Raw genomic sequence first — 13593 nt, forward strand, 5'->3', positions numbered from 1 at the left:
CCGAGAGCCCTCCCCAGGAAGACATTGAAGCAAACAAAAAGACCCGGAATGTCCCCCGAGTCTTTAGCCGCCTTTTAGTTATTCGGTTTACGGTTACGGTGCTTCTGGTAGTTTCCTTTACGGTTTCGTCCGCCTTGATTGCGGCCTCCTTGCTTGCGTCCGCCCTGACCGCGTTTTCCGTAAAATTTCTTGTTCTGTGGTCTGCCTTTATTGTTCTTGCCGCCACTCTGCGTTTTTTTCACGCTGATCGGCTGAACGGATGAAATATTGACAGGGGCATTGCGCCGTTCTTTCGTCATCATTTTAAGAGCAGCAGCCACAACCGTTATAGAATCATGATCCTGGAGCAGCTCACTGGCGGTTTCCTGATAATCCTGCAACTCCTGCTGCCCGATCTTTTTCCGCAGCTTGTCTGCTGCTGCCTGCTGCTGACCGCGTTTCGCTTCCTGATACGTCGGTGGGGCCATCCGCTTCATTTTGCTGTTCGTCACTTTTTCGATCACGTTCAAATGTGCGATTTCCCTTGGCGTAATAAACGAAACAGCTTCCCCGGTTCGGCCTGCTCTGCCGGTACGTCCGATCCGGTGTACATAGCTTTCGGGGTCCTGCGGGATATCGAAGTTGTAAACGTGCGTCACACCGGAAATATCCAGTCCCCGCGCTGCTACATCCGTAGCGACCAGTACATCAACACGATTATTTTTAAATTTGTTCAAAACGGACATCCGCTTCCCCTGCGTCAAGTCTCCGTGAATCCCTTCTGCACGGAATCCGCGAGCCTGAAGTCCGTCAGTAATTTCATCCACACGCTTTTTTGTCCTGCTGAAGACAATGGCAAGCGTTGGTGCATGGAAGTCCAGATGGTTGGTCAATGTATCGAATTTCTGTTTCTCGGGAATTTCAATAAAATATTGATCGATGTTTTCAACCGTCATCTCTTTTGCTTTCACTTTGATTTCTTTAGGGCTTTTCATCAGGTTCGTGGCAATATCGCGGATTTCTTTTGGCATCGTTGCGGAAAATAACAGAGTCTGCCGCTCTTCCGGAATGTTTTTCAATATATCGCGGATATCTTCAATGAAGCCCATATTCAGCATCTCATCCGCTTCGTCTAAAACAGCTGTCTGGATACTTTCCGTCCGGATTGTTTTACGCCGCATATGGTCAAGCAGTCTTCCAGGTGTCGCGACGACGATGTGCGGTCCATCTTTCAGAGCACGTATTTGGCGTTCCATATGCTGGCCGCCGTAAACTGACATTGAGCGCACACCTTTGATTTTGCCGAGCCTGTTCAGTTCCTCGGCAACCTGAATTGCCAGTTCCCTTGTCGGAGCAACGACCAATCCTTGAATCTTCCGCTGCTGCGGATCGATTTTTTCAATCATCGGAATACCGAATGCAGCGGTCTTTCCCGTTCCTGTCTGTGCCTGTCCAATAGCATCATTTCCTTCAATTGCAAGCGGAATCGTTTCCGCCTGAATTGGTGTTGCCTCTTCAAAGCCCATTTTTTGCAATGCTTTCATAATGGCCTGTGAAATATTTAACTCATTGAATGTTGTCACTTTATAAATCTTCTCCTTCTTATTTCGGTATATATCAGTTAACGTATGATAGCTGTAAAAAGAGGCTTTTCCAATTAATGGAAAAAGGCCTCATTCGTGAACTCTCATCCAAAATAACAGTCATTTCATATTAACACAGTCACTTGGTCAATATCCACTACTTCCTATAAGGGATTGTTCAAAAAGTCCGGTAAAAATGGCAAGTCGGTATTTCTGGCTGGCTTAATTTTCCGCCTCCTGGAAAAGAAAAGCACTTTTTCCAGCGGGTGATACATGTCAAGGTAGTTTCACTTAGCTCCCTTTTTTGAACACGCGCTATAATGATTTTTTATTTGGTGCATGATAAAATACAAAGAGACACTTTAATCAGAAGAGGGGTTGTCACCCCACTGAATACTGGATCGGACAATACTGGCAGTTGGATTCCCCGCTGGATCTGCTGCCAGTTACATGCGGAAAAAGATTCAATAACGAAAAAGTAAACAAAGGAGGTTATATATGCGAATCCCTCCGTTTAATCCATATATTCCGGTTGTTATCGGTGTCATCTCTGTTTCAACCTCAGCAGTGCTGGTCAAACTGGCGGACCAGGCACCCTCAGCTATTATTGCAAATTATCGCCTGCTGCTGGCAGTGCTGATTATGGCGCCATACATCCTGCTGAAAAACCGGGACGAATTTCAATTTATTCAAAAAAGAGACTGGCTATTCTCGTCATTCGCCGGTATTTTTCTGGCATTTCATTTTATTGTCTGGTTCGAATCCCTGAATTATACATCTGTGGCGAGCTCCGTCGTTCTCGTGACATTGCAGCCGATATTTGCCTTTTTGGGAACATATTTCTTTTTCCAGGAACGTTTTTCATACGGTGCCATCATCAGTATGGTCATCGCCCTTCTGGGAAGTGTGATTATCAGCTGGGGTGATTTTCAAATCAGCGGCATCGCATTGTTTGGTGATGTGCTTGCCCTATTGGGGGCAATTTTAATAACGGCTTACTTTTTGATGGGGCAGCGGGTCAGAAAACGGCTGTCGCTAATGACTTATACATTCGTCGTATATGGCATCAGCTCGGTAACACTTTTTCTCTATAACCTGATTGCCGGCAACACTTTTTTCGGATATTCCGCCGATCATTGGCTCATTTTCCTGGCATTGGCGATTTTCCCGACTTTCCTCGGCCACACGTTATTTAATTGGGCATTGAAGTGGCTGAGCACGGCAACAATCTCAATGGGTATTGTGTTCGAACCGGTCGGCGCATCCATCCTTGCCTACTTCATACTGGGCGAGACGATTACATGGTCGCAATGGCTGGGCGGCTCAATTGTTCTGTTCGGGCTGTTTCTGTTTATCATGAGCACAACAAAGAAACGGAAAGTCACCATATCGCATCGGAATTGATTTAAAATGATTAATATCAAGCGCAAAAACGCCCCGGATGAGAGTTGCCTGGCGTTTTTGCGCTTAAATTTTGAAGTTTTCATCAATCTTTGCCGATTATGCTTTTCACAGTCATAATAACTGGTATAATAAGTACACAACACAATTGAATTGGGTGAAATGATGCGTATACAATTAATGACCGACGGCGGAGCGGACATCCCAAAACGTTTGAATGAAGCGCTGGATATAAGAGTTGTACCACTCTATTTGCAATTCCGGGATGAGGAATATAAAGCAGGTGTGACGATGGATCTGAAAGCGTTCTACCAAAAAATGGACGAATCAGATGAACTGCCGCGCTCATCCGCACCAAGCCCGAATGATTTTTATGAAGCATACAAACAGGTCAGTCCCGACACACCAATTGTTATGCTGAGTATCTCAAAGGGTTTGAGTGTCACATACGAAAATGCGGTGTTGGCTAAACATATGCTGCTTGAAGAGGAGCCAGGCAGGCAAATCGAAGTCATCAACTCCAAAACCGCTTCTTGCGGGCTTGGGCTCTTACTGTACGAAGCAAAAGCAAAAATGGACGAAAATTATACGTATGAACAACTCATTGATCATTTATATGAACGGGTTGAACAGACGAATACGCTGTTTGTGCTGAAAACGCTGGAAAACCTGATTCTCGGCGGGCGCCTTGACCGCGTGAAAGGCACCATAGCCAAAACGTTGAACATTAAACCGCTGATGCGCGGAAGTGATGAAGGTACCATTGAAGTTACTGAAAAAGTGCGCGGGGATAAAAAATCGATTAGACGTTTTGTAGAACAAATCGGTGAACACACCAAAAACTTCGAGGACAAGATCATTACGATGACACATTGCAATGCTGAAGACCGTGCCAAAAAAGTGCTTGCAGACATCCGGGAAAAATATCCTTTCATGGATGCCCATCTGACAGACATGGGCCCGCTGATCGCGACATATGCAGGTGAAGGCGGCTTGGTTATTTCGTTCTTTAGAAACTAATTCGCCGGCGGAATCTGCCTGTGTAAAAAATCATAAACCATCTTATTCAATGTAACATTATCATCACCCAGACAAATCAGATGCCTTGAACGTTCAAAAAACACGACTTCTTTCTGTTCCGAGGTAATTTCCTTATCCAGGTAATAGCCCGTTTTATACGGCACCATCATATCTTGCTGCCCGTGAGCGATCAACACGGGAGATGTCACTTTGTTTAAATATCGACGGGTAAACCGGATCAGTTTGAGGAATTCAATATTTGCCTTAAACGGCACCGTTCCCCATTTACGTTTATAATGCAAATATAAATTGTTCTGCTTAAGTTTTCCTTTGAACCCGTCAGCAACTACACCCTTAAAATCCCGTATGATTTGCCGGAATGATAAATATTTACCTGATGGAGCCAGCAATACCAGCTTATCAACATCATGTTTGGATGCCAGATAAGCTGCTATCATACCCCCCATCGAAAATCCAATCAGATATATTGTGTCCGTTTTATCTTTTAATTGTTTGAGCGATTCTTCAGCCGCTGTCAGCCATTTTTCATGTGACACATTATCCAATGCCAGTTCGCTTCCGTGCCCGGGCAATGTAGGGACTTTTATATGCCAGTCTGTATATTCTTTCAGGTAATCCGCCAACGGCCCGACTTCATATGGGCTTCCCGTATATCCATGAATGATAAGACATCCAGTCATGTCAAATTCTCCTTAAGATTCGTATATCTTCATTTTTCCTTATCTGTGCTTATTAATTCACACCAAAATAATCCGACAATGCCATAAACCCGGACAATTGTTACGAATTATCAGATCTGTGTATGATATTACCTGCTTGCTTAATCATCGGCGAGATCTGCTGGACTGTATCTGCTACTTGTCCGGCCGTTGACAGTATCTTGTCAAGGTCAAGTTCACCGTTATGGTCCTGAAAATAATATAAAGGGTTGTTTGGCTTTGGCTGATGAGGAGATGGCGCTTCAGAATAGGATTTTGTCAGCCAATTTAAAGGCTGTTTCGGTTTGGCATACATGTCAAATGCTGTTGGATAGTATAGTGCGTTGTCAGTACCGGTTGGATTGGCTATATGAGTATTAAAGTTTGCTTGGCTGTTGTAGTAGGGCTGCTGATAAGGATATGACCTTCTTAACATAGTACACACCTCTTTGAATGATCTTGCGTTATCATATGAAAACCATTCTTAAGATGTGTGAAATGACCCTTACTTGACTTTGCTATCGGTTAAAAGACGTATACGAATGATAATGCTCGGACATCCCCAGCGCATGTTTGATTTTATTGACTTGTGCGCCCAATACCACTTTTTCATCCACGAATGTCGCAGGCGTACCAAATATTCCCTCTTCCTGAAGGTCATCCAAGTATTCCTTATGCTCGGTCACATTTCGTTGTTTATAATCAATATCCCATTGATTCAATTGATCCAGCAGCTTCTCACACTGCAAGCTGTTTTCACTGGTGTATACAATCACTTCTTGTTCGTTCATTTATGCTCCCCCTCATTCTTTCTGAACAATCAATTATCTGGCTCTTGATGTATACCCGCTTTGTAACAAATTAAACACACTTTTTACAAAATCATTACATAAAATTTGTCTCACATTATTGCCGTTATTAAAATAAGAAGCAAACCTTTTGTTGCATTAGGTTTGCTTCTTTCAAGATATTCACAGAGAGCAGAGACCCCCGCCTCCGCATAACAATCATAATCCACTTTCATCATTGCCTGCTATGATTTATATCACACTTCAGGTGATTTTTTAATCATCGGGATATGCTTCGGTAAAATTGTTATGTCGTCCGGCGTGGTCCTATCAACCTCCCCATCCATATCAATTGCTTTTTCTTCAGGGGCTGATACTTTTACCGAAGCTGCCTGAAAATGAGTGAGTTCTGTTAGCTGTTGTGAATTGATATCAGGTTTGTTCATTGCCAGTAATTCCCTGAATGAAGCAAGTGTGGAGTTTTTGATGACAAGCACATCAAACTTGCCGTCATTCGGAGCGACTGTCGGCAAAGGCAGTTCCCGCGTCCCGATAAACCTTCCATTCAATATGAGAATTAGAACACCTTCGCCTTCATACTGTTCATGATCAGCATTAATTTTATACGAAAAGGGCGCTGCCTGGTTAACCGTTCGCAATGTACTCATCAAATAACTCAGGACACCAAAGCTTTTCTTTTGCTCTGCATCAATATTTAATGATGTTTCCGAAACGAGCCCGATCCCCCAAAAATTCAAAAAGTATTTGTCCGAGGTTTTCCCCACGTCCACATCGACCACTTCTCCTGCCGCAATTGCCTGGGCTGCCTGGTACAGGTTTTGGGGCATACTTAAAGTTCTGCTGAAATCATTACATGTACCCCCAGGCAAAACTGCGATCACCGGCCGCTTGTTTAAAGGCGCAATGCAGTTCACACATTCATGAAGTGTGCCGTCTCCTCCAAGAATAATCATAATGTCCACTTTTAAAGCGTATTCTCTGAAGGTGGTTTTCGCTTCTTCGGTTGATTCCGTCTGGATGACAGTCAGTTTCTTGATCGTCTTTGCAAGAACCGGAAGCGCCTGGGAAAGTTTTTGTTCGATATTTTCATTTCCGGCAGTGCCGTTATAGATGAACAACCCTTTCACATATTTCAATTTAATCCCCTTCCGCTTCTTTATCCATTACTTTACCCTATTTTAAACGAGTTAGAACATAGATAAGAAGGAAGAAGCTTTCGCATAAAAAATCCCCACAAGCCAGTGCTTCACATAGCTTGAGGGGATAGTCTAAGCAGACCTGATTATATTAATTATCATCTCCATCATTATCGTCATTGTCGTCATCATCGTCGTCGCTATCATCATGGTCATCGCCATCATCATTATCGATTTCCATCACCAGAATGTCACCTGTATACGCATTTATTTCAAGATCGGCTTCTTTCTTTTTGGATTTCATTTCGATTTCGTAATATAATTGGCCATCATCTTCATCGAGTTCCAGTTGGATAATCGTACCCGGGAATGCATCTTTTGCAATTTTTTCTGCTTCGGCTGAATCAATGACTGCCGATTTTTGTGACTGGTTATTTTTGTTACCATCACTGTTACTTTTATTGCTCAATTCCATATTGGCTTTGTCGTCCTGACCGGAGTCATTTTTGTCGTCATGGTCGTCATCGCGTGCTTGAGAAGCTTTTTTCTGACCACTGTCCTCTTTTCCGGACTTTTTCTCATTGCTGTTGGCTTTGTTTTGTTCTTTATCAGCATCGGCGGTAAATTTCTCATCGAGTTCTAAAACTTTACCCGTATTGCCATCCAGTTTAATTTCATATTCTTTGCTGCCATCGTGTAGTTCCGCTTCGTATACTGCCCGTGTGCCTTCTTTATCCAGTTCCAGTTCGGTAATCTCACCCGGATATTGCGACTTGATTAAATCCGTGATTTCCTGCCGGTCCATTTTAGGTGATGCTTCTGATGCACTTGACTGAAGCATTCCAAGCCCCAGAGCGGAAATGCCTAGTATTACAGTTAATACGATGCCAATTTTCTTTTTCATGTATTAAATCCTCCTCATTTGTTTTCTGATTACATCATATCCTCTGTAAATGAAAAGACACTGTGCGCCAGATTAGAAAATAATGAGAAAACCATTAATCTTTTTGAGAAACCGGGAGCTGCAGCTTAAATGTGGATCCTTCTTCGGCTGCACTTGAAACTGTGAGTGTGCCATCATGTGCCTCCGCAATGGTCTTCGCAATAGATAGCCCCAGTCCGGTTCCGCCTGTTTCCCTGCTTCTCGATTTGTCAATCCGGTAAAAGCGGTCGAATATTTTTTCCTGTTCCGTCTCAGGGATCCCTCGTCCACTGTCCTGCACTTCCACTTTAACATACTGGCCATCTTGTGTAACAGACAGTTTGACAGTGTCCTGACTGTATTTAACCGCGTTATCCATTAAAATATAGACAACCTGCTGCAGCTGATCATAGCTGCCGGTGACTTGAAGGATCTCTGCAGATGTACTGAATAAGATCTCTCTGTCATAGGCTCCTTTAAACGTCTCTGCTGTCGACCGGCACAGCTCAACGATATTGAATGGTTTATACACTTCCCTGTCCTTGTTTTTGGCCAGCAGCAGCATCTGCTCAACAAGTTTCTCCATCCGGTCTGCCTGTGATTCAATGGCTTCTGTGGACTCCTGCAATAATTCGGGGTTATCAGCTCCACGCCGCTTCATCAGCTGGGAATAGCTCTTGACAATAGAAATGGGTGTTTTCAGTTCATGGGAAGCATCTGAAACAAACATCTCCTGTTTCTCAAAGTTCTCCCGCAAATAATCAATCATCCGGTTAAACGTGACTTTCATTTCATATAATTCATCTTTTGACTGATCGGCTTCACTGATTTTTTTCCAGTTGCCGTATGCGGTGTTTTCCTTCATGGCGGCGGTCAGTTCCTGGACTGGCCTTGTAATAAACCGGGACAAAAAGATGCCGGCTACAATCGTTGGAATCAACATGATTAATGAGGCCACAACTAGGACGTAAAACAATGTTTCCATAGTCGACGCATGTCCTGTCAGATGTTTATAAACCTGTAATGTGACAATATTTCCGTCCTCCCAGATGATTGGTTTGGCAACAGTCGCAAAATCCGGCTGGTCATTCATTGAGATGACCGATCTTATCTCATTCGTTGAATAATTTGATGGCAGCTCTCTATAGGCATATTTCTTCATCTTTTGCGGTATAACATAGTTGCCGTTTTCATCAATGACACGAATCATACCTTCTGTTGGTACATAAGCATCCAGCAGTTCGTTTCTTGGAATATCCGGATTGCCATTTAATGTTTCAACGATTTCATTTGTTTGCCTGTTCAAATCGTCAAGTTCACTGTCCAGCGATATTGTATGAAACAAATAGTAAATCGACGTGTTAACTAGTAAAATCAATACAAGCATAAATAAACTGGAAAACATCCGGATTTTTACAGAAAGCTTCATTAAGCATGTTCCTTTATCGTATAACCGACACCGCGGACGGTCTGAATATATGGATGATCAAATGGCTTATCAACCTTCTGGCGCAAATAACGAACGTAAACATCGACCACATTGGTATCCCCAAAATAATCAAATCCCCAAACGTGTTCAATCAGCTGATCTCTGGTCAATACAACGTTCTTATTTTTCAGCAGATACACAAGTAAATCAAATTCCCTTGGCGTAAGTTCGATAAGCTGTTCGGCCCGTCGTACTTCCCGGGCATCGACATCCACAGCCAGCTCACCAACACTCAATTCTTCGTGCTGCCTGGCTGCGTCTCTGCGTGGCTGGCGAAGTTGCGCCCTGATACGCGCCAACAGTTCTTCAATTTGAAACGGCTTTGTTATATAGTCGTTGGCACCCTGATCCAGGCCGTTCACTTTATCATAAACCTCATCCCGTGCTGTCAGAAGAATGATCGGTGTTGCTTCATCAAAACGGCGTAAACGGCGCAACACTTCCATACCACTTAATTCCGGCAGCATAATATCAAGGAGCACAAGGTCCCATTCCTGATCTGTCAATAGTTCCAATGCACTTTTCCCGTTATGGGCAACGGTCGGCCGGTAACTTTCATAATCCAGTTCGAGCTGCAGCACCCGACTCAGTTTTTCTTCATCCTCGACAATTAAAATCCTCGGATTCTCCATTCCACAATCACCCGCTTCCTTTAGCTCTTGTAGTTACTATATCAAAAATTTAATTGAAAGTAGATGAGCGTGTTTTTTGGTAGGGATATGTGACAACTTAAGCCAAATGCAGTTGCAAACAAGTGTAAATACTTTCCATAACCGCCTTTTTGAAATAAGATGACACTAGGAGGGGATCGTATGCTTGCGATTGATCATATAGTCGTTGCTGCCAGAGATCCCGAAAAGGCAGCAGAAGATTTCGGAATGAAACATGATATTGTCGTCACAGAAGGCGGTCAGCATGCCAATTGGGGGACATACAACTATCTTGCTTATTTTCGCAATGACTGCTATATCGAATGGATTGGTATTTTTGATGAAACAACCGCAGCCAGATCAGATAACCCATTAATCCATTTGCTTTTCCGGGAGATTGCAGAGGGGCATGAAGGGCCAATCCAGCTTGCATTCAGGACGGAGCAAATGGATGAGAATGTTAAAAACCTGCAGAATCTCAATATTCAATATACAGGTCCCATACCCGGAAGCCGCAAACGCCCGGATGGAAGCTTTTTGGAATGGCGAATGCTTTTTCCGGAAGCAGAGCAACAGGTTTTGCCCTTCCTGATTGAATGGGGTGAAATTAAAAATACACCACGGGACCCGAAACTGATTAATGGCAAAACGATAAATTTGGTCTCGATACCCGCGGTAACCCTTGACCCGTTCATGGCCATTTATCAATTGTATTTTGATAATCAGACAGCCAAGCTCGATAATGCGGTATTGAAACTTTCTGATGAATTCCATTTTTCGATTGGCTAGTACTCGTGCGGCAATCTGCCCAACTCATACCCTTACTTGACTGAACACCTTATACCATCTGCATTCCGGCATTTATCCTCAGCAAAGATGAGGGTAATGCCGGCTTTTCCTATTGACATTCAAATATAGGTTTGAATATAATACAATCAAACATTCATTTGAATGAGGTGTAATTCATGGCTCAGGACATTTGTGATGTTACCTGTATCAATGAGGAAAAAGTCGATCATGTCAAACAAGAATTGATTAACCAGCCGATTGATAACGTTATCGGATTATATAAACTTTTGGCAGACCGGAACAGACTGAAGATAGCATCCGCACTATTAGTTGAAAAGGAACTTTGCGTCTGTGATCTTGCCAACATTATTGAAGCGACTATCGCCACAACCTCCCATCACTTGCGGAAACTCCACAAGGCCGGGATTGCCACATTTCGCAAAGAGGGAAAGCTTGCCTACTATTCATTGTCGGATAAACACATGAAACAAGTTATCACACAGGGATTCCTTCATGGAAAGGAGGAAGGCACTCATGTCGTCTGAACCGCAAACGCACCGGCTTAACGGCATATCATGTGCCAACTGTGCTCAGACATTTGAAAACAATGTAAAAGACATTAATGGCGTAGAGGATGCAAAAGTCCATTTTTCCACATTAAAAATTGATGTTGTCGGAGAAGCATCCATTGCCGATATTGAAAAAGCTGGATCATTTGAAAATATTAAAGTCATCAGGGAGAATACTGAACCTGAGAAAGAGCCATTCTGGGTGCGGCATGATAAGGTTCTGCTTGCTTTGTTGCTGGTTGTTTTTGGTTTCATCGCCAATACCATGTTTGGCAATGCACATTACCTGCCGAATTTACTCTACGGACTGTCAGCACTTGTGGGGGGATTGAGTCTCTTTAAAGCCGGTCTGATCAATCTGACCAAATTTCGCTTTGATATGAAAACATTAATGACGATCGCGGTGACTGGGGCTGCTCTCATCGGTGAATGGCGTGAAGCTGCTGTTGTCGTGATTTTATTTGCCATCAGCGAAGCTCTGGAATCCTATTCGATGGACAAAGCACGATCATCAATCCGCTCATTAATGAAAATATCCCCGAACAAAGCACGTATCAGACGAAACGGAAGCGAACGGACGCTGGCTGTCGCGGATATAATGGTTGGCGACATCATGCTTGTTAAACCGGGTGAACGCATCCCGATGGATGGCACGATTATCGATGGATTTTCTTCCATCAACCAGTCTTCGATTACCGGCGAATCAATGCCAGCGGAGAAAGCAGACGGAGATGACGTTTTTGCGGGCACCATTAATCAGGACGGTTTCCTGGAAATCGAAGTGACGAAGGAAGCAGAAGATACGACCATCGCAAAAATTATTCATATGGTCGAAGAGGCGCAGGAGGAACGGGCTCCGGCACAGCAATTCGTTGATCGGTTTGCCGCATATTACACACCGGCCATTATAGCCATTGCCGCATTAGTCGCTGTTATCCCGCCTCTATTCGGCGGCCTATGGGGCACATGGGTTTATCAGGGACTTGCGGTGCTCGTTGTCGGATGTCCCTGTGCACTCGTAGTCTCCACACCGGTAGCTATCGTAACGGCAATCGGCAATGCCGCACGTAACGGAGTCCTGATCAAAGGTGGTATTCATCTTGAACAAATCGGCACAATTGGGACAATCGCATTCGATAAAACAGGCACCCTGACACAAGGAACACCACAGGTTACGGACATTCACTTTTTCACCGACAAACGCAGCAAAGCACTCAGTTGCCTAAAGGGGCTGGAGACTAAATCGAACCACCCACTGGCAAAAGCGATTTTAACCTATTTGGATGATGAGCATCAACATATTCCATCGGCGGAAGTCCGATCATTCACCACCGTTCACGGCAAAGGCATTCAGGGTGAAATTGACGGCGAGACGGTTTACGCCGGCTCACCTGATTTCTTTAAAAGTGAGTCGGCCAAACAGATTAAGAACTATCAGAAAGCAGGCAAAACCGTCATGTTATGCGGCTCGAATGATGAGCTGCTGATGGCTGTTGCGCTGCGCGATGAACCGCGGGCCGAAAGTAAACCAGTCATCCAGAAATTGCATGATCTCGGAATCAAGCAGACGTATATGCTGACGGGGGATCATGCACAGACAGCCAATGCATTAAAAGACGACTTAAAGCTGACCGACGTTAAATCAGGCCTGCTTCCCGAAGATAAACTGAACTTCGTCAAAGAACAGGTAAATGGCAATATCGCCATGATTGGTGATGGCATAAATGATACCCCGGCGCTGGCAGCATCCAAAGTCGGCATTGCAATGGGCTCTGCCGGAACAGACAGTGCATTGGAAACAGCTGATGTTGCCTTAATGGGAGACGACTTGAATAAACTCCCGTATACCATTAAATTGAGCCGCAAAGCGCTGGGCATCATCAAGCAAAATATCAGCTTTGCAATCGGCATTAAAATCCTTGCCCTCTTGCTCGTCATTCCCGGCTGGCTGACACTATGGATTGCCATTTTTGCTGATATGGGGGCGACGCTGCTCGTGACATTGAATGCATTAAGACTGATAAAAATAAGCTGATCATCCGAAACGAGTGATCAGCTTATTTTATCCCCAGTGCACATACTGTATTATTTGGCTTTGTTGGTAAAAAAAGAATTCAACATTATTGAAACCGGCGTACGTCAACAGTGCAGACATCTACCCGCCGGTCAGGTCACTCGTTTCATCCGATGATCCTTTTTCATGCGGTCTAATCGATCATTAAGGCTATCTTTACGCCATCGTTCATTTCCCGGCGAATATGTTTAAGTGTTTCGACCGGACTTTCCCGGAACGGCACATTATTAATGACAATCACTTTATCTGCTTTTTGCGGCAAAGCAGGCATGCTCTCTGCTATTCCTTCTATCAGCCTGATTTGGCCATTGGTCAAACGTTTGTTTAACCGCCTTAGTGCCTGATAAACCATCACGTCAGAAGGATCTACCCCGATGATCGACAGGTTATTCCTCTGCTCCAGTGCATCTTTCATCGCCTTCCCTGAACCAAAACCTATCCCAAGCACATGGT

General features: G+C 44.1%; 14 protein-coding genes. 5 read left to right on the plus strand and 9 right to left on the minus strand.

What is annotated here, in order from left to right; genetic code table 11:
- Window positions 1-74: 74 nt before the first annotated feature.
- Window positions 75-1562 carry a degradosome RNA helicase CshA gene (gene cshA / locus VK097_RS10985; protein ID WP_324211845.1) on the minus strand — a complete coding sequence of 496 codons (1488 nt, stop codon included), beginning with the start codon at window positions 1560-1562 and terminating at the stop codon, window positions 75-77.
- Between the two features lie 498 nt (window positions 1563-2060).
- On the opposite strand from cshA, the gene VK097_RS10990 reads away from it, so the two are divergent.
- Both VK097_RS10990 and VK097_RS10995 read left to right on the plus strand, forming a co-directional pair.
- Complete coding sequence (locus VK097_RS10990; protein WP_324211846.1) at window positions 2061-2966, plus strand: DMT family transporter; 906 nt, start codon at window positions 2061-2063, stop codon at window positions 2964-2966.
- Window positions 2967-3128: 162 nt separating this feature from the next.
- Window positions 3129-3983, plus strand: coding sequence for a DegV family protein (locus VK097_RS10995; RefSeq protein ID WP_324211847.1), 855 nt, complete (start codon window positions 3129-3131; stop codon window positions 3981-3983).
- On the opposite strand, the gene VK097_RS11000 is transcribed toward VK097_RS10995, so the two are convergent.
- From VK097_RS11000 to VK097_RS11030, 7 genes are all read right to left on the minus strand, one after another.
- Window positions 3980-4684, minus strand: coding sequence for an alpha/beta hydrolase (locus VK097_RS11000; RefSeq protein ID WP_324211848.1), 705 nt, complete (start codon window positions 4682-4684; stop codon window positions 3980-3982). The genes VK097_RS10995 and VK097_RS11000 overlap by 4 nt on opposite strands.
- Before the next feature lie 100 nt (window positions 4685-4784).
- Window positions 4785-5138 carry a YppG family protein gene (locus VK097_RS11005; protein WP_324211849.1) on the minus strand — a complete coding sequence of 118 codons (354 nt, stop codon included), beginning with the start codon at window positions 5136-5138 and terminating at the stop codon, window positions 4785-4787.
- Between the two features lie 82 nt (window positions 5139-5220).
- On the minus strand, window positions 5221-5493 hold the full coding sequence (locus VK097_RS11010; RefSeq protein ID WP_324211850.1) for a glutaredoxin family protein: 273 nt from the start codon (window positions 5491-5493) through the stop codon (window positions 5221-5223).
- A 254-nt stretch (window positions 5494-5747) separates the two neighbouring features.
- Window positions 5748-6638, minus strand: coding sequence for a YegS/Rv2252/BmrU family lipid kinase (locus VK097_RS11015; protein ID WP_324211859.1), 891 nt, complete (start codon window positions 6636-6638; stop codon window positions 5748-5750).
- Window positions 6639-6798: 160 nt separating this feature from the next.
- Window positions 6799-7551: a PepSY domain-containing protein gene (locus VK097_RS11020; protein ID WP_324211851.1), complete on the minus strand. Its 753-nt coding sequence runs from the start codon at window positions 7549-7551 to the stop codon at window positions 6799-6801.
- Between the two features lie 94 nt (window positions 7552-7645).
- A complete protein-coding gene (locus VK097_RS11025) occupies window positions 7646-8998 on the minus strand; it encodes a HAMP domain-containing sensor histidine kinase (RefSeq protein ID WP_324211852.1) in 1353 nt (450 codons plus the stop codon).
- Window positions 8998-9690, minus strand: a complete 693-nt coding sequence (locus VK097_RS11030; protein ID WP_324211853.1) for a response regulator transcription factor — start codon at window positions 9688-9690, stop codon at window positions 8998-9000. The genes VK097_RS11025 and VK097_RS11030 overlap by 1 nt, the downstream gene beginning before the upstream one ends.
- A 180-nt stretch (window positions 9691-9870) precedes the next feature.
- Between VK097_RS11030 and VK097_RS11035 the strand changes: the two genes are divergently transcribed.
- From VK097_RS11035 to VK097_RS11045, 3 genes are all read left to right on the plus strand, one after another.
- On the plus strand, window positions 9871-10497 hold the full coding sequence (locus VK097_RS11035; protein ID WP_324211854.1) for a VOC family protein: 627 nt from the start codon (window positions 9871-9873) through the stop codon (window positions 10495-10497).
- A 176-nt stretch (window positions 10498-10673) separates the two neighbouring features.
- A complete protein-coding gene (locus tag VK097_RS11040) occupies window positions 10674-11042 on the plus strand; it encodes an ArsR/SmtB family transcription factor (RefSeq protein WP_324211855.1) in 369 nt (122 codons plus the stop codon).
- Window positions 11011-13101 carry a heavy metal translocating P-type ATPase gene (locus VK097_RS11045; protein ID WP_324211856.1) on the plus strand — a complete coding sequence of 697 codons (2091 nt, stop codon included), beginning with the start codon at window positions 11011-11013 and terminating at the stop codon, window positions 13099-13101. The genes VK097_RS11040 and VK097_RS11045 overlap by 32 nt, the downstream gene beginning before the upstream one ends.
- Window positions 13102-13273: 172 nt before the next feature.
- Here the strand turns inward: VK097_RS11045 and VK097_RS11050 are convergent.
- Window positions 13274-13593: class I SAM-dependent methyltransferase (locus tag VK097_RS11050; protein WP_324211857.1), on the minus strand; the 320-nt coding region annotated here is incomplete at its 5' end.

The organism is Lentibacillus sp., assembly GCF_035301675.1.
Classification (GTDB): Bacteria; Bacillota; Bacilli; order Bacillales; family Amphibacillaceae; genus Lentibacillus.